Source organism: Chitinimonas taiwanensis DSM 18899 (assembly GCF_900119825.1).
Classification (GTDB): domain Bacteria; phylum Pseudomonadota; class Gammaproteobacteria; order Burkholderiales; family Chitinimonadaceae; genus Chitinimonas; species Chitinimonas taiwanensis.
This window is the reverse complement of the sequence record NZ_FPKR01000005.1, coordinates 24,395-40,739: the sequence shown is the minus strand read 5'-3', so window position 1 is coordinate 40,739 and position 16,345 is coordinate 24,395. Positions and strand designations below refer to the sequence as shown.

General features: G+C 60.1%; 13 protein-coding genes. 12 read left to right on the top strand and 1 reads right to left on the bottom strand.

From position 1 onward, the window contains the following. Positions 1 to 402: 402 nt before the first annotated feature. The 11 genes from BT173_RS07110 (at position 403) to BT173_RS07060 (ending at position 14,529) form a co-directional block, all read left to right on the top strand. Complete coding sequence (locus BT173_RS07110; protein WP_281247350.1) at positions 403 to 1,722, top strand: TIGR03013 family XrtA/PEP-CTERM system glycosyltransferase; 1,320 nt, start codon at positions 403 to 405, stop codon at positions 1,720 to 1,722. An 88-nt stretch (positions 1,723 to 1,810) separates the two neighbouring features. After that, a complete protein-coding gene (gene prsK / locus BT173_RS07105; RefSeq protein WP_245794144.1) occupies positions 1,811 to 3,901 on the top strand; it encodes an XrtA/PEP-CTERM system histidine kinase PrsK in 2,091 nt (696 codons plus the stop codon). Continuing rightward, complete coding sequence (gene prsR, locus BT173_RS07100) at positions 3,898 to 5,256, top strand: PEP-CTERM-box response regulator transcription factor (RefSeq protein WP_072427951.1); 1,359 nt, start codon at positions 3,898 to 3,900, stop codon at positions 5,254 to 5,256. Before prsK ends, prsR begins: the two co-directional genes overlap by 4 nt. Positions 5,257 to 5,291: 35 nt before the next feature. Beyond that, a complete protein-coding gene (gene prsT, locus BT173_RS07095) occupies positions 5,292 to 8,060 on the top strand; it encodes an XrtA/PEP-CTERM system TPR-repeat protein PrsT (RefSeq protein WP_072427950.1) in 2,769 nt (922 codons plus the stop codon). Between the two features lie 58 nt (positions 8,061 to 8,118). Beyond that, on the top strand, positions 8,119 to 9,399 hold the full coding sequence (locus BT173_RS07090) for a nucleotide sugar dehydrogenase (RefSeq protein ID WP_072427949.1): 1,281 nt from the start codon (positions 8,119 to 8,121) through the stop codon (positions 9,397 to 9,399). Further along, positions 9,396 to 10,436, top strand: a complete 1,041-nt coding sequence (locus BT173_RS07085) for an SDR family oxidoreductase (RefSeq protein ID WP_072427948.1) — start codon at positions 9,396 to 9,398, stop codon at positions 10,434 to 10,436. Before BT173_RS07090 ends, BT173_RS07085 begins: the two co-directional genes overlap by 4 nt. A gap of 42 nt (positions 10,437 to 10,478) precedes the next feature. Continuing rightward, on the top strand, positions 10,479 to 11,279 hold the full coding sequence (locus tag BT173_RS07080; protein WP_072427947.1) for a S1C family serine protease: 801 nt from the start codon (positions 10,479 to 10,481) through the stop codon (positions 11,277 to 11,279). A 223-nt stretch (positions 11,280 to 11,502) separates the two neighbouring features. After that, positions 11,503 to 12,075 carry a hypothetical protein gene (locus BT173_RS19265; protein WP_139256085.1) on the top strand — a complete coding sequence of 191 codons (573 nt, stop codon included), beginning with the start codon at positions 11,503 to 11,505 and terminating at the stop codon, positions 12,073 to 12,075. A gap of 51 nt (positions 12,076 to 12,126) precedes the next feature. After that, positions 12,127 to 12,411 carry an HPr-rel-A system PqqD family peptide chaperone gene (locus BT173_RS07070; RefSeq protein ID WP_072427945.1) on the top strand — a complete coding sequence of 95 codons (285 nt, stop codon included), beginning with the start codon at positions 12,127 to 12,129 and terminating at the stop codon, positions 12,409 to 12,411. Positions 12,412 to 12,484: 73 nt separating this feature from the next. Next, positions 12,485 to 13,426, top strand: a complete 942-nt coding sequence (locus BT173_RS07065; protein ID WP_072427944.1) for an HprK-related kinase A — start codon at positions 12,485 to 12,487, stop codon at positions 13,424 to 13,426. Further along, positions 13,423 to 14,529: a nucleotidyltransferase domain-containing protein gene (locus BT173_RS07060; RefSeq protein WP_072427943.1), complete on the top strand. Its 1,107-nt coding sequence runs from the start codon at positions 13,423 to 13,425 to the stop codon at positions 14,527 to 14,529. The genes BT173_RS07065 and BT173_RS07060 overlap by 4 nt, the downstream gene beginning before the upstream one ends. Positions 14,530 to 14,531: 2 nt before the next feature. On the opposite strand, the gene BT173_RS07055 is transcribed toward BT173_RS07060, so the two are convergent. Then, positions 14,532 to 15,257 (bottom strand): hypothetical protein, encoded by a 726-nt coding sequence (locus tag BT173_RS07055; RefSeq protein ID WP_072427942.1) that lies wholly within the window; start codon positions 15,255 to 15,257, stop codon positions 14,532 to 14,534. A 149-nt stretch (positions 15,258 to 15,406) separates the two neighbouring features. Here BT173_RS07055 and BT173_RS07050 point away from each other — a divergent pair, with 149 nt between their 5' ends. Continuing rightward, a complete protein-coding gene (locus tag BT173_RS07050; protein WP_072427941.1) occupies positions 15,407 to 16,303 on the top strand; it encodes a M15 family metallopeptidase in 897 nt (298 codons plus the stop codon). Positions 16,304 to 16,345: the final 42 nt, after the last annotated feature.

The following is a 16,345-nucleotide window of genomic DNA, read 5'->3' as shown; positions in this document are numbered from 1 at the left end:
AGAGTATTAGTAATCCACGATTTTGTTGCTTGTTTGGATTGCGCTTAAACTGCGCTCTGTGCATTAATTACCATGCTCTTTATTTGATAATAATAATATTCCATTGCCATGAGGTCGCGCCGGTTCATTATCTTCAGTCAGGCGCTGCTTTTGTATGGCAGTTGCTGTGCGGGTCTTTGTGTATTTGGTCACAGTTTCGTGTAGATGCTTGTGCTAGCCTTTTCTCCGAACTGGGGAGATGGGCGATATCGTTTAATTTCGTTGAATATCTCTGTCCAAGTCATGAATTAAAATAGCAGCAATCGCTGATGCAGGATGATGTACAAGGGGTTTATCGTGATCAAGGTTTTTAATCATTGGTTTCACTGGAAAACAGTTCTGCAAATCTCGCTGGATCTCCTTTTGCCTGTGGCCTGTGTGGCGGTTGCCGTACTCGCGATAGGCAAGGACGGCAGCGCCAGCCTGGATAAGGCGGTCATCTTCGCGATGATTTTTGCGCTAGCCATGATCCTGCTCAATGGCCTGCTGGGTTTCTACCGACGCGTGCACAGTCGAACGGTAGCCCAGTCCCAAGCCCGTGCCCTAGTTTCGCTCTGTCTTGCTGTGCCGCTGGCCTATCTATTGTTCCGAGGCCTGGCAACGCAGGATATGAATGAAGAGCTGATCCTGCTCTCCGGCCTGACCGCCCTGTTCGGCACCATGGCCTATCGCCTGTATCTGAGTCACAACAACAGTAGCGCTTCGGTGCTTTCGCACCGTGTGCTGATCTTCGGCGCCGGTGCCGAAGCGGAGTCGGTTGGCGCAGTGTTGCGTAAATCCGATCCGGACATCCAGATCATGGGCTTCTACCCAAGTCCGACCGATGCCGAGACCACTGTACCGCCTGGTGCTCTGGTATCGCGTGAGCGCCTGCTGTCGGATGTGGCACAGGACCTGAAGGTCAACGAGATCATTGTGGCGGTGCGCGAACGGCGCGGCGGGGTGTTACCGCTGCGCGAGTTGCTCGATTGCAAGCTTTCTGGCGTGCGTGTACTCGACTTGGCCAGCTATTTCGAACGTGCACTGGGGCAGATCCGGCTGGACTCGCTCCGGGTTGGCTGGCTGATCTTCGGTGAGGGCTTCCGTCAGGGGCCGCTGCGTACATTGGTCAAGCGGGTATTCGATATCGTCGCTTCCTTGATTCTGCTGGTGCTTTCCTTGCCCATCATGCTGGTGACGGCGATTCTGATCGTGCTAGAAGACGGCGCACCGGTGCTGTATCGCCAGGAGCGGGTGGGGCTCAATGGTCGTCTGTTCAAGGTCATCAAGTTTCGCAGCATGCGTAATGACGCGGAGCATGATGGCAAGCCGCGTTGGGCGACGCAGAACGATGACCGCATCACTCGGGTCGGTCGGGTGATACGCAAACTGCGCATCGACGAGCTGCCGCAGTTGTTCAGCGTGCTGGTTGGTGAAATGAGCTTGGTGGGGCCTCGTCCCGAGCGTCCTTACTTTGTTGATCAGCTGACCCGCGACATTCCGTTCTATGCAGTGCGCCATAGCGTGAAGCCCGGCGTAACCGGCTGGGCGCAGGTTAATTACCACTACGGCGCCTCGGTCGATGATTCGCTGCAAAAGCTGCAGTACGACCTCTACTATGTAAAGAACCACTCGCTATTCCTCGACTTGGTAGTGCTGTTCGAGACGGTGGGCGTGGTACTGACAGGAAAAGGTGCGCATTGAGCGGTTCTGCTTTGCCACAGCGCTTGCCAGCTTGCGTTAACTTTGGTCAGCAAGGGACGACGCACGTCTGATGGATGCCCATAGCGCAATGATGCTTACCGGAAGCTACGGGCTGGCCGCTTTCGTCTACTCGATCTTCTGGCTGTATCTGATCAATGGTGCGCGCGATGGCCGTCGCTCGGCGATCATCTTCATGGCGGTCGGTTTCTGCGCGCTTTGGGCGTGGGCTTATGTCGGATTCGCGCTCAGCAGTCATCCCTTCTTTCTTTGGTTGGCCCAGCCGCTAGATGTGTTGCGCGTAGCCGCTTGGTCCTACTTCCTGCTTACCTTGTTGAAAACCGAGCAGCTTGGGCGCGCCACCTTGCCACGCTTACTGAAACCGCTCGCTTTTTTGTTGGCGGGCTTCACGGTGCTTGGACTCATCCTGCAAGGGTTGATCCTGGTCGGGGCCAAGCTGGCTATCGAGCCGCAAGGCCTGGTCACGCTGAACTCCCTGGGCCTGACTGTGCTCACCTTGTTGCTGATAGAGCAGCTGTTCCGCAATGTGGCGCCCGATGCGCGCTGGAGCATCAAACCCTTGTGCGTAGGCTTGGCGGGCGCCTGTCTGTTTGATCTCTACCTCTATTCCGACGCCTTGCTGTTCAAGCGCTTCGATGTAGATGCTTTCAGTATTCGTGGCTTTGTACATGCGCTGGCGGCGCCCTTGGTGGCCATGTCCACCATACGCAGCAAGGATTGGAAGACGCATCTGGTCTTGTCGCAGCGTGCGGCGCTGCAGTCGGCCACCTTGGTCGGAGTTGGCTTCTACCTGCTGTTCGTGGCAGGGGCCGGGTACTACGTTCGCTACTTCGGGGGCGAGTGGGGGCGGGCACTGCAGATTGGGCTCTTATTCCTGGCCCTGCTCGTGCTCTGCGTGCTGGCGCTGTCCGAATCGTTGCGGGCCAAGCTGCGCGTGCTGATTGGTAAGCACTTCTTCAGCTATCGATACGATTATCGCGAGGAGTGGTTGCGTTTCACCCAGACCCTGTCCATGCAGGGCGACGCATCCGAGTTGCGCCGTCAGGTTGTGCATGGCTTGGCGGATCTGGTCGAGAGCCCAGCTGGCTCTTTATGGCTGCGTGCTGGCAGCGGTCAGCAATATGTACAAGCGGCCTGCTGGAATATGCCCGTGCAGAGCGGCACCGAGCCGGCAGATAGTGAGTTCTGCCGCTTTCTACAGAGCAGCGGCTGGGTGATCAATCTGGAGGAATTCCGCTCCCTGCCCGGACGTTACGACAAACTGTCCCTGCCTGACTGGCTGCTGGCTTCTCCTAATGCCTGGCTGGTGGTGCCGGTGGGCACCCAAACTGAGTTGATTGGTTTTGTCGTGCTGGCCACGGCGCGTACCCGGCTGGATGTGAACTGGGAGGTCAACGATCTGCTCAAGACGGCAGGCAGGCAGGCAGGTGCATTTCTTGGCCAGATGCAGGCGACCGAGGCCTTGTTGGAGGCGCGTAAGTTTGATGCCTTCAATCGCATGTCGGCCTTCGTGGTGCACGACCTGAAGAATATCGTTACCCAGCTGGCCTTGATGGTGAAGAACGCTGAGCGTCATCGCGACAACCCAGAGTTTCAGCAGGATATGTTGATGACGGTCGAACACGCGGTGGAGCGCATGCGCCAGCTGATGATGCAGCTGCGCGAGGGGGCTACGCCGGTCGATGCACCACGTGGCGTGGAGTTGAATGAGGTGATCCGGCGTATCCAGGCCGCCAAGCTGACCCAGGGCCATCAGCTCAATGTCAGCTTGAGCGAGCGCCTGCAGGTCAGGGTGCATGAGGATCGCATCGAGCGCGTGATCGGTCACCTGGTCCAGAACGCGCTGGATGCCAGCAGCGAGGCCAGTCCTGTCAGCATCAACCTGTTGCGCGAGGGGCAGTGGGCGCGCCTGGAGGTGGTCGATCGCGGCCAGGGCATGAGTGCCGAATTCATTCGCGAGCGGCTGTTCAAGCCGTTTCAAACCACCAAGGCCGCCGGCATGGGCATCGGTGCTTACGAAAGTTTTCAGTATGTGCAGGAAGTAGGCGGCAAGGTGGATGTTGTCAGCGCGCTGGGCGAAGGGACCACGGTTACTTTGCGCCTGCCCCTGTTTGAACCAAGCAAGCTGCCTGAGCTTGTATTGCAGTCGGAGGCCAAATGAGTACAGAAAAATTACGCCCCTTACTGATCGTAGAGGATGACCCAGCCTTGCAGAAGCAGCTGCGCTGGGCCTTTGATGGTTACGAAACCCTGACCGCCAGCGACCGTGAGAGCGCATTGGTGCAGATTCGTCGCCACATGCCCGCGGTGGTGACCATGGACCTCGGGCTGCCGCCGGACGCCGACTCGGTGTCGGAGGGCTTTCTATTGCTGGAGCAGATCCTCGCGCATGCGCCTGATACCAAGGTCATTGTGCTGACCGGGCAAAACGACCGTGCGAATGCCTTGCGCGCCATAGGCCTCGGGGCATATGACTTCTTTTCCAAGCCCTTCGAAGTGGAGATGCTCGGCCTGACCATAGACCGTGCCTACCATCTGTACGATCTCCAGCAGGAGAATATGCGCCTGCAACAGATGCAGCATCCCGATGTACTGTCCGGCCTGGTAACTCGCGACCCCGAGTTGTTGCGGGTCTGCCGCACGATCGAGAAAGTGGCGGTGACTGATGCCACTGTTTTGCTGCTGGGTGAAAGCGGTACCGGCAAGGAACTGCTGGCCCGTGCCGTGCACGAGTCCTCGAGTCGGCGGCGAGAGCGTTTCGTGGCCATCAATTGCGCGGCGATTCCCGACAACTTGTTGGAGAGCGAGCTGTTCGGTTACGAAAAGGGTGCTTTCACCGGGGCGGCCAAGACCACGCCCGGCAAGATAGAAACTGCCAATCACGGCACGCTGATGCTGGACGAGATTGGCGACCTGCCGCACAACCTGCAGGCCAAACTGCTGCGCTTTCTGCAGGAGCGGGTGATCGAGCGCATTGGTGGTCGGCAGGAAATTCCCATCGATGTGCGCATCGTCTGTGCCACCCATCAGGATCTGCGCGCGCTGATCAAGGAAGGGCGCTTCCGCGAGGACTTGTATTACCGGCTAGCGGAAATCGTTGTGAACATCCCGCCCTTGCGCGCCCGGCAAGGCGATGCGGCGCTGCTGGCCCATGCTTTCGTGCGCCGCTTCGCAGCCGAGCAGAAACGCGGCTCTATGGTGTTGCGCGAAGACGCGGTACGCGCGGTGGAAGCCTATGCCTGGCCCGGCAATGTGCGCGAATTGGAGAACTGCATCAAACGTGCGGTGATCATGGCCGACGGCAATCAGATCACCCGCGAGGATATCGGTCTGGACGAGGCGCCCAGTGACGATGTTGTGGCACTCGACCTACGCCAGACCCGTGATGAGGCTGAAAAGCGTGTGGTGATCACGGCGCTCGGCCGCGTGGATGGCAATGTCGTCAAGGCCGCGGAACTCTTGGGCGTCAGCCGCCCGACCCTGTATGACCTCATGCATCGCTTCGGCCTGAAATAGGCCACCCGACTGATAGATAAAACGAGACCATCGTGATGAAACGGCATGCGCTTCACAAACCGCTCGCTTCGGCCCTGTTGGCTAGCCTACTGCTGCTGGGCTGTGGCAAGGAAGACCCGGCGGTAATGCTGGCTTCGGCCAAGACCTATATGGACAAGCAAGACAGCAAAGCAGCGATCATTCAGCTGAAGAATGCGCTGCAGGCTGATCCGCAGCATGCCGAGGCGCGCTACCTGCTTGGCCGCGCCCTGCTAGAAAGTGCCGATCCAAAATCCGCCGAATTGGAGCTGCGCAAGGCCAAGTCGCTGAACTATTCCGACGAGCAGGTACTGCCCTTGCTGGCCGAGGCGATGCTGGGTATGGGTGAGGGCAAGCGCTTGATCGAGGAAATGGCCAAGGTGGAGTTGGCGAGTGCCGATGCCGCCGCCAAGCTGCAAGCCAGCCTCGGACGTGCTTATCTGCAGCAGGGTGATGTGGAGCAGGCCGATGCGCGCTTTACGGCGGCACTCAAGGCGCAACCCGATCTGCTGAATGCCCTGATCGGCCGAGCCCAGCTGTTGGCGGCCAAGGATGATCTGCCTGCGGCGCTGGCGCTGCTGGATGGCGCCTTGGCCAAGTCGCCCAATCTGCCCGAAGCTTGGCTGGTCAAGGGCGATATCCTGCAGGCGCAGAAACAGGATGAGCAGGCGATTGCCGCCTATCGTGGCGCGATCAAGGCGAAGGCGGACTTCCTGCCTGCCCATGTGGCGCTGATCTCGCGACTGATCGATGAGGGCAAGCTCGATGAGGCGACGGCCGCACTCGAGACGATGCGCAAGGCGGCGGCGAAGAGCCCGCAAACCAAGCTGATGGAAGCGCGCCTGGCCTATCAGCGTAAGCAATACCCGGAAGCCAAGGAGGCGATCGACCAGGTGCTGGGTGTTGCCCCCGATAATCTGATTGCCCTGCAACTGGCCGGCGCGATTGAATATGAGCTCAAGTCCTACACCAAGGCCGAAGCGCATCTGAACAAGGTGCTGTCGCGTGAGCCGAATGCTTTCGTGGCACGCAAGGCGCTGGTGATGAGCTATCTGCGCAGCGGTCAGGGTGAGAAGGCCGAGGCCACGCTGCTGCCCTTGCTCGACAAGATCGACAAGGACTCGAATATGCTGGCCATGGCGGGTGAGGTATTTATCCGCAATGGCGAGATGGACAAGGCGACCGAGTACTTTTCCAAGGCCGCGGCCCTCGATCCGTCCAGCAGCACCAAGCGCACGGCCCTGGCGCTGACCCAGATGGCCAAGGGCGAGAGCCAGCTGGCGTTCAAAGAGTTGGAAAAGGCCGTTGAAGTCGACAAGGGCGTGAATGCCAATCTGGCCCTGATCGCCGCCCACCTGCGTCGGCGCGAGTTCGACCAGGCCTTGCCGGCGATCGCCAAGCTCGAGCAAAAGCAGCCGAATAGCGCGCTGGTGCACAATCTGCGCGGTGGTGCTTTGCTAGGCAAGGGTGATAGGGCCGGGGCGCGCAAGAGCTTTGAGCTGGCCCTGGCCGCCGAGCCGGGCAACTTCGCCGCGGCCAGCAATCTGGCCGGTCTGGACCTGCGCGATAACAAGGCAGCGGACGCCAAGCAGCGCTTCGAGGCCATGCTGGCCAAGAACCCGAATCAATACCGCGTGGTACTGGCCCTGGCCGAGCTGCATGCCAAGACTGGCGGCAAGCCGGCCGAAGTAGCCGAGATGATCAGCAAATCGGTGGCGCTGGCGCCCAAGGAGTCGCGTCCGCGCCAGACGTTGATTTCACACTATCTGAGCCAACGCGATAACAAGCGCGCGCTGGCGGCTGCGCAAGATGCCTTGGCGGTGCTGCCGGATCGTCCCGAGATCCTCGATATCGCTGGTCGCGCCCAGAGTGCTGCGGGTGAGCTGAACCAGGCGCTCTCCAGCTACACCAAGCTGGCTGCGCTGCAGCCGAAATCTCCCCAGCCTTATCTGCGCATGGCGCAGGCGCAGCTGGCGGCCAAGAATGCTGAAGCGGCCCTCGCCAGCCTGAAAAAGGCGGCAGCCATCAGTCCCGATCTGCTCGAGGCGCGTCACGGCATCGTCATGCTCGATCTGGCTGCTGGGCGCAGTGCCGAAGCGCTGGCCGGCGCGCGTGCCTTGCAGAAGGAGCGGCCGAAGGAACCGGTCGGTTATGTGCTCGAGGGCAATGTACATAGCGCGAACAAGGCCTGGAGCGAGGCCGAGCAGGCCTATCGCAATGGGCTCAAGCAAAGCGCCGCCCCGCTGCTGGCGATACGTCTGCACGGCCTGCTGGTCAGCAGCAAGCCGGCTGAGGCGGAAGCGTTCTCCGACGCTTGGCTGAAGAACAATCCCAAGGACAGCGCCTTCCCGCTCTATCTGGCGGAAGCAGCGGGCAAGCGTCAGGACTACCGTACTGCGGCCGCCCACTATCGCAAGCTACTGGGCATGCATCCAGGTGACGCGGTACTGATGAACAATCTGGCCTGGACCTCGGCCCAGTTCAATGACCCACAAGCCTTGTCCTATGCCGAAAAAGCCTACCAGCTGGCGCCTGATCAGCCGGCCATGATGGATACGCTGGGCGTGCTGCTGGTGGAAAAAGGGGAGGGTGGCCGTGGGGTAAGCCTGCTGCGCAAGGCGGTCAGCCTGGCACCGGATGCGGCGCAGGTGCGCCTAAATCTTGCCAAGGCCCTGGTCAAGACTGGGCAGAAGGGTGAAGCACGTAAGGAGCTAGAAACCTTGGCCAAACTGGGCAATAAGCTGCCCAATCAGGCCGAGGTCAGCCAGCTGCTGAAGAGTTTGTAAGCACCATCCAGGGTGCAGCGCGATGACATATCAAACAGATCAAAAGGATGAGGGTTTCATGACTACCGTTGCTGTGGTGGGTTTGGGCTATGTGGGTTTGCCGCTGGCGGTTGAATTCGGCAAGAAGATGCCAACGATAGGCTTTGACCTGTCGACCCGGAAGATCGAGCAATACCAGCAGTTCATCGATCCGACCGGCGAGGTCAGCAGCGCGGATCTGCGGGCCGCCACGCAGCTGCAAGTCAGCGCGAATCCGGCCGTGCTGGCCGAGGCCGATTTCATCATCGTGGCTGTACCGACGCCGGTGGATGAGGCGCACCAGCCCGATTTTCGTCCTTTGATCGGTGCGTCCGAAGCCGTCGGCAAGCATTTGCGCCGCGGCGCCACGGTTGTTTTTGAGTCCACCGTCTATCCGGGCGCTACCGAGGAAGTCTGCATTCCCATTATCGAGCAGCATTCGGGCCTGAAGTGGAAGCAGGATTTCTTTGTTGGCTATTCGCCTGAGCGCATCAATCCGGGCGACAAGGAAAGAACCCTGACCAAGATCGTCAAGGTGGTGTCCGGCGATAGCCCGGAGACGCTTGAACGTGTGGCGCAAACCTATGCGGCCGTGGTGACGGCCGGTGTGTATCGCGCGTCCAGCATCAAGGTGGCCGAGGCTGCCAAGGTCATCGAGAACACCCAGCGCGATCTGAATATCGCCTTGATGAACGAGCTGGCCATCATCTTCGACAAGGTGGGTATCGACACCCTGGAAGTACTGCAGGCAGCGGGCAGCAAGTGGAATTTCCTACCCTTCCGTCCCGGCTTGGTCGGTGGTCACTGCATCGGGGTTGATCCTTACTACCTGACCCACAAGGCCGAGATGCTCGGCTACCACCCGGAGGTGATCACGGCCGGGCGTCGTATCAATGACGGCATGGGTAAGTTCATTGCCGAGCAGACTATCAAGCATCTGGTGCGCAATGGGTGGCAGATCAAGGATGCACCCATCATCGTGCTCGGTCTGACCTTCAAGGAAGACTGCCCCGATCTGCGCAACTCGCGCGTGATCGACGTGATCCGCGAGCTGCAATCCTACGGTGCGCAGGTACTGGTCCATGACCCGGTGGCGGACTCGGACGAGGCTGTGCATGAGTACGGTGTGCCCCTGACCGCCTGGGACGACCTGCCCGCTGCGGCAGCGCTGGTGGCTGCCGTTGCGCACCGCGAATTCAAGGCGCGTTCCTTGGATGACTACCTGGGCAAGCTGCAGGCGCGCGGCGTGCTGACTGATGTGAAAAGCCAGTTTGACCCGCAAGCCTTGCAGGCGCGTGGCGTCACGGTGTGGCGTCTATGAGCGGCAATCCCACCCTGGACCTGATCGGAGCGCGCCTGCGGGCTGCACCCTCACGCTGGCTGGTGACGGGCTGCGCCGGCTTTATCGGCTCGCATCTATTGGAGACCTTGCTGCGCTACGACCAGCAGGTGGTCGGGCTGGATAATTTCGCCACCGGCCATCGGCGCAACCTGCAGCAGGTACAGGCAAGCGTAACGGCCGAGCAATGGGCACGCTTTCGCTTGCTGGAAGCCGATATCTGCGATCCGGCGGCTTGCCATACCGCCTGTGCGGGCGTTGATTACGTGCTGCACCAGGCGGCGCTCGGTTCGGTACCGCGTTCGCTAGCGAATCCGCAAGCCACCAATGCTGCCAATATCGATGGCTTCCTGAATATGCTGGTGGCCGCGCGCGATGCGGGCGTGCGTCGCTTCGTGTACGCGGCGTCCAGCTCCACCTATGGCGACCACCCCGGTCTACCCAAGCAGGAGCACACCATAGGTAAGCCGCTATCGCCCTATGCGGTTACCAAGCTGGTGAATGAGTTGTATGCCGATGTGTTCGGCCGCTGCTATGGCTTTGCCTCGATCGGGCTGCGCTACTTCAATGTCTTCGGTCCGCGTCAGGATCCGGAAGGTGCCTACGCCGCGGTGATACCGCGCTGGACACGCGCGCTGCTGCTGGGCGAAACCGTCACCATCAATGGCGACGGCGAAACCAGTCGGGATTTCTGCTTTGTCGACAATGCTGTGCAGGCGAATTTACTGGCGGCGACCACGCAGAACCCGGATGCCATCAATCAGGTGTACAACGTGGCGGTCAATGATCGCACTACGCTGAATACGTTGTTTGTGCAGCTGCGCGAGGAACTGGCGCTCACTCATCCGCAGATCGCCGCGGCCAAGGCCGCCTATGGCGATTTCCGAGCCGGTGATGTGCGTCACTCGCAAGCCGATATCGGCAAGGCGCAGCAGCTGCTCGGCTACCAACCCAGCCATCGTCTGGCTGAGGGCATCCGGGTGGCCATGCCCTGGTATGTGCAGCAATTCACCCGCTAGTCGCTGTTGGGGCGACCGGTTCATGCGCGAAGGAGCGTGAGTATGTGGGCAGCGTGCTGGAAGTGGCCGATAGGCGGGCTCATGCTGGCCGTGTCGCTGGCCGTATGCGCCTTGCCTAGCCGGGCTGCACTTGATCTTCCCGAGCGTATCAGCCAGATCAAGCCAGCCGTGGTGGCTGTTGGCACCTTTCAGGCCAATCGCAGCCCGCCCTTTCTGCTGCGTGGCACGGGCTTCGCGGTGGGTGATGGGCGCCAGATCGTCACCAATTCACATGTGGTGCCTGAGCTGCTCAACAGCCGTGAAGGCGAGTACTTGGTCGTGCAGCTGGGGGCCGGTACGGCCGCGCCGCGCTTGAGCAAGGTATCGGTGCAAAGACGTGAACCCGCGTATGACCTGGCCTTGCTGCGTCTGGAAGGGGAGGCGATCACGACCCTGCCTTTGCAGCCAGATGCGCAGCCAGTGCGCGAGGGGGAGGGCGTGGGTTTCGTCGGTTTTCCCATCGGTACGCTACTGGGACTGACGCCGGTTACGCATCGCGGCATTATTTCGGCGATTACGCCGATCGCCCTGCCGGGGGCTAACTCGCGCCAGCTCAACGAGCGGCAGATTCTGCGCTTGCGCAGCGGCACCTTCGAGGTCTACCAGCTCGATGCGACTGCCTACCCGGGCAATAGTGGTGGGCCCCTATTCAGTTTGGACACGGGCCAGGTGATTGGGGTGCTGAATATGGTGTTTGTGAAAGGCAGCAAGGAGGCGGTATTGAGCCAGCCTTCGGGCATCAGTTTTGCCATTCCGGCGCGCTATATTCAGCAGCTGTTGCGCGACGCGCAGACCCAACCCTAGATGAGATGTCGGTTTTTTTTACAGCGTTGACTGAATTTGTGAGTGCTGGAGCGCGAGATGCTTATAGGGTCATGATTATTAATGGGATTTATGCTTTTGGTGTGTATCTTGCTTTGAAGGCAAAGCAGACTGCGTACCTTATCCGGTGACGCACTGTTTGGCGTGCAGACACAAGGCATTCAGGCGTAACGATCCGCCAATATTATCGGGGTGTGGGGTATCTATGAGTGATTCGCAAAACGACAGCAAGCAGCAAGAAAGTACCGAGAGCGCCGTGCAGGACACGGGGCCGGATGTACATGCTGCCGCGCGGCGCCGGCTTATTCGTGGTGCGGCGGCTGCGCCGGTATTGATGTCGCTGGCCAGTCGCCCTGTCATGGGTGCCGCCCGCCAATGCGCACCGTCTGGCTTCATGTCCGGAAATGCCTCGCCGCAACCTGGCGTGAGCGCCGGCTGCGGTGGCCTAAGCCCAGGGTACTGGAAGACTCACTCAAACTGGCCATCTCCCTATACGCCAAGTACCAAGTTCCACAACGTGTTTACCAGCAAGGCCAAGTACAATTACGGTACACAGTCCATGCTCTGGGTGTTGACCAATAAGCCCGGTAGCTTTGCTTTCCACGCAATTGCTTGTTTGCTGAATGGTGTGAGCAGCTTTGCCGACTATTCCCTCAAAGCCTCTGACGTCATCAAAATCTGGAACGATATTTCCAATCAGGGTTATTTTCTTACCTCGACCGGAAAGAAGATGTACGAAGCGGATGCCAAGAAGTTCTTCGAAGAAACTTATCACTAGGCTGCCTGCCGCCGCGCCTGGGCACGGGGGGCAGTATTGATACACGCGCAGTTGCCTGCCGAGCCCGGCTGGTTCTCTCTGGCCGCTTTTCCGCTACTAATCCGTCATTTTGGTGAAGAGTGCTTGGTGTTTCATGCCGGGGCGGCGGACACCTTTGTCTTGGATGCGTTCGCCGGTTTGTTGCTGGCGCAGCTCAGTGTTGAGCCGCGCAGTAGCCACGAGCTCTCCGTGGCGCTCGCGCATGAGCTGGATTTGCTTGTCGATGCAAATCTGCTTGAGCAGGTGAGCAGTCTCTTATCCGACCTGTATGGCCTTGGACTGATCGAATGTTGCTGAGCTTGGCGGCCAAGCGCCGTGCCCAACGCTGTGGCGGCTGGTTCTGCTGCCTCTCATCCAGGTGACATCCAATATGATTGTCGCCGATCTATCTTCCCGCGAATTGCGTCGCCGTCTGAGCGATGATGGGCTTTATCTACATAGCGGTCCGTTTATCTGCCGCATCCAATCGGTGCTGGCCAAGGTGGCCGATGGCTTGGCGCTGGCCTATGCCGACTATCCCTTGGCGGATGCCGACTACGCCGATTTTCATCTGCGCCTCGCTGCGCCAAGACTACGGCGCTGGATTTCACCTCAGGTTCAATTTCACGCGGATGTACGTCAGCCCTTCTTGCCGCTGCCACAGCAGCAGGCTTATGCCATGTTCGAGTGGGGGCTGAACTGGTGTGTGAGTCAGCACGCGAACCAATACCTGATTCTGCATGCCGCGGTACTGGAAAAAAACGGCCGCGCCCTCGTTCTGCCAGGCCATAGCGGTGCCGGGAAGAGCACATTGTGCGCAGGCTTGGTCTATGGCGGCGGCTGGCGTCTATTGTCTGACGAGCTGACGCTGATTCGTCCGGCAGACGGCCTGATCCAGGCATTGCCGCGCCCGGTCAGCTTGAAGAATGCCTCGATCGAGGTGATCAAGCAGCTGGCTCCGGGCGCAATTTTCACCCCAACCGTGATGGATACCAGCAAGGGTTCGGTCGCGCATGCCAAGCCACCCAGCGATAGCATCGTGCGCCAGCAGGAGTGTGCGCGGCTGGCCTGGGTGGCTTTTCCGCGCTACCGGGCGGGTGCTGCGCTAAATACCCAGACCGTGTCGGTGCCGCAGTTGCTGATGCGCCTAGCTGAGCAGGCGTTCAACTACAGCCTGCACGGCCAGGATGGCTTTAGCACCTTGCTGAATTGGGCGCAAAGTGCTCAGGCTTTCGAGTTCGAGTACAGCGATCTGCCGCAGGCCATCGCCTACTTCGAGCAACTGGCCAGCCAGCCACATACGCAGCTTCAGCACGAGGCCGCCCCGGTATGAAGGTACTGGAACAGCTTTGCCAAGCCCTGCTGGACCCAAGCAGCGTGCGTGATTTTCAGCTTGCCGACTGGGATAGGGTTTTACGGGTGGCGGATACCGGCTTACTGACTGCCAGTCTGGCTGAGCGCTTGGAAGCAGCCAAGCTGCTGGGTAACGTGCCCATGCCGGTTCAAGCTAGGCTGCAGGCGGCACAGATTCAATGTCAGGCCAATCGGCGTGCCGTCGCTTGGGAAGTCTCACGTTTGGAACGCGCACTCAAGCCGCTCGATGTGCCGATTGTGTTGCTCAAGGGTTCAGCCTATGCCTTGGCGGACCTGCCGGCAGGGCGTGGGCGGCTATTTGGCGATATCGATATCCTGGTGCCCAGGTCTAGGCTGGATGAGGTTGAAGCTTGTCTGTACTGGCATGGCTGGATAGGGTCTCACCATGATGCCTATGATGAGCGCTACTACCGTGAATGGATGCATGAGCTACCGGCGCTGATGCATCAGAAGCGGCAAAGCGTGCTGGATATTCATCACACCATCCTGCCGCCTACCGCCCGATTTCACCCCGACCCGGCCAAGCTGCATGGCCAAGCCGTGCCGGTGCCAGGGCAGGACTATGTGCGCATGCTGGCGCCGCACGATATGGTCCTGCACAGCGCCTGCCATCTGTTCCACGAGAGCGAGTGGGATAAGGGGCTGCGCGATTTGTACGATCTCGATCAACTATTGCGCCATTTTGCTACGCAGGCTGACTTCTACCCGGTTTTGCTAGACAGGGCGCGCGAGCAGCAGCTGCAGCGCCCCTTGTTCTATGCACTGCGCTACTGTCAATGGCTATGGCAGACGCCCATGCCGCAGGCGTTGATCGAGCAGAGCCTGCGTGAAGCGGCGCCGCCCAGACTGCTGCTGCCTTTGATGGATGCACTCTTTCTGCGTTCCATCCGGCCGATTCATCCCTTGGTGCAGGATTGGCAGGATGGCTGGGCGCGCTTCTGTCTGTATGTGCGTGGCCACTGGCTGCGCATGCCCATGCACTTGCTGATTCCGCATCTGCTGCGCAAGGCGATCAAGCCCTATCTGTCCGATAAGGCTCCGGCCGGGAATCGGCCGGGCTGAACTTACTCGGCCTTGGTCGGCTCGGTCGTCGTTTCGCTGCGCGGTTCGGGTTTAGGCAGCCGGCTCAATACCGCTTCCATGAAGTCGATATCGCCATCGCGATGCGGCTTGACGGCTTCCGGCTTACTGGGCGGCGCGGCCTTGCTGCTGGCAACCTTGGCGGCTGGTGCGGGCTTCTTGGCCGGTTCGGTCGCTGGCTTGGCTGGTGCGGCGGCAGCTTTTTTGGCGGGCGCTGGTTTGCTGGCAGTTTCGTCCAGCTTGCTGTGGTCAGCTTCCAGAATGCTGAGTGGATCGGCCCCCGTCGGGGTGAATTCCTTCTCGCTCGGCGCCTCAAGCTGCTCAACCAAGGCCGGGCGTGGTGCATCGGCCTTGGCAACAGCCTCGATCTTTTCTTCGGCAACGGCTGCGCCTGGCGCGGCTTCGGGCTTGGCGGCCGGGCTGGTGGGTTTCACTGCGACAGCAGCCGGGGCTGCCTCCTCGGATTCTTCACGCGCTGACAGGGCGATGGCGCCCACGCCGGCTAGCAGCAAACCCGCGGCCATTGCCCAGGGCCAGCGGCGGCGCGAAGCGGGTGTCGGCGCCGCCGCTTCGGCAGCAACGGGCTTGGCGCGCTTGGGTTTCCCCTGCACCGTGGCGGCATCCAGGATGCTGAAAGAAGTGGTGCTATCCGGCTTATATAAAGATGGGCGGGCGGAAGGGCTGACGGGCTTATCTTCATTTGAATTCATTTATTTACATCCGTTGGTATTGCCAATTTGCGCCTGGCCAAATTGTGCATAAATTACTTGCTTGCTTATTGCCGTGCTGCTTATAAGCCGCTTCATGCAAGAATGTCGTATTAAAAGTAACGCGCTAATGCCGTAATGGTCAAATTAGTATGTATGAAAATTATCTCATCATCTGCTTGGTAATCCTGATTCTGCTTTCCGTTCTGGCCGCCGGCCTGCTGGTGCTGTCGCCCGAGTTGCGGGGTCGTTTTGGCGCCGGCGTACAGCAGTTGCTGCGCGGAATGCAGCAAGGTGGCGCGGGCTTCCTGCGCCGTATTGGCCTGCTGCAGACCGCGGTGGGGCAGGGCGGGCGTGGCTGGTGGGCAATGCAGCGCGAGGCCATGGGGCGCAATCGTTGGCTTCTGCTGGCCACCCTATGTGTGCTGATGACACCCCTACTGCTGGTGTTCGCCCTGCGTGGCGAGATTGATGCGGGTGGCGGCTTCGATGATCTGCCGGCCGAACAGAATGCGGTGATCGCCCAGCTGCTGCAGGGCGAGCAATTGGTGCCGCCGCCGCCGCTTCCACCCGAGGCCTTCCTGACCCAGGAGGTGGAACTGATCCGCCCGATGCTGATGTCGGCCAGTCGCGACTGGATGCAACTGGATGAGGATTTCCGCCAGCGCCTGCTGATCGTGTTCCGTCTGATGGAAGAGCGCCACGGCTACAAGATGGCGTTGCTGGAGGGCTATCGCAGCCCCAGTCGTCAGAACACCCTGGCCGGCATGGGCAGCCATGTTTCCAATGCGCGCGCGTTTCAGAGCTATCACCAGTATGGGTTGGCTGCCGATTGTGCCTTCCTGCGCAATGGCAAGGTGGTGATTTCCGAGCGTGACCCTTGGGCGATGCGCGGCTATCAGCTGTATGGCGAAGTGGCAGAGTCCATGGGCCTGGTCTGGGGTGGGCGCTGGAAGATGATGGATTTCGGGCATATCGAGCTGCGTCGTCGTGGCGTGCTGGGGAGTCAGCCGTCCGCAGCGACGGCGGCGGGCACGTCCAGCGAGTAGCGCTGCGGGCGGTCTGGCCGGGGGCTGGGGAATATTCACGGC

What these genes read in the sequence shown, in the direction of transcription:
- prsK (WP_245794144.1), top strand. Translation starts at nt 1,811, where the DNA reads ATGATGCTTACCGGAAGCTACGGGCTGGCCGCTTTCGTCTACTCGATC.
- prsR (WP_072427951.1), top strand. Translation starts at nt 3,898, where the DNA reads ATGAGTACAGAAAAATTACGCCCCTTACTGATCGTAGAGGATGACCCA.
- prsT (WP_072427950.1), top strand. Translation starts at nt 5,292, where the DNA reads ATGAAACGGCATGCGCTTCACAAACCGCTCGCTTCGGCCCTGTTGGCT.
- BT173_RS07090 (WP_072427949.1), top strand. Translation starts at nt 8,119, where the DNA reads ATGACTACCGTTGCTGTGGTGGGTTTGGGCTATGTGGGTTTGCCGCTG.
- BT173_RS07085 (WP_072427948.1), top strand. Translation starts at nt 9,396, where the DNA reads ATGAGCGGCAATCCCACCCTGGACCTGATCGGAGCGCGCCTGCGGGCT.
- BT173_RS07080 (WP_072427947.1), top strand. Translation starts at nt 10,479, where the DNA reads ATGTGGGCAGCGTGCTGGAAGTGGCCGATAGGCGGGCTCATGCTGGCC.
- BT173_RS19265 (WP_139256085.1), top strand. Translation starts at nt 11,503, where the DNA reads ATGAGTGATTCGCAAAACGACAGCAAGCAGCAAGAAAGTACCGAGAGC.
- BT173_RS07065 (WP_072427944.1), top strand. Translation starts at nt 12,485, where the DNA reads ATGATTGTCGCCGATCTATCTTCCCGCGAATTGCGTCGCCGTCTGAGC.
- BT173_RS07060 (WP_072427943.1), top strand. Translation starts at nt 13,423, where the DNA reads ATGAAGGTACTGGAACAGCTTTGCCAAGCCCTGCTGGACCCAAGCAGC.
- BT173_RS07055 (WP_072427942.1), bottom strand. Translation starts at nt 15,257, where the DNA reads ATGAATTCAAATGAAGATAAGCCCGTCAGCCCTTCCGCCCGCCCATCT.
- BT173_RS07050 (WP_072427941.1), top strand. Translation starts at nt 15,407, where the DNA reads ATGTATGAAAATTATCTCATCATCTGCTTGGTAATCCTGATTCTGCTT.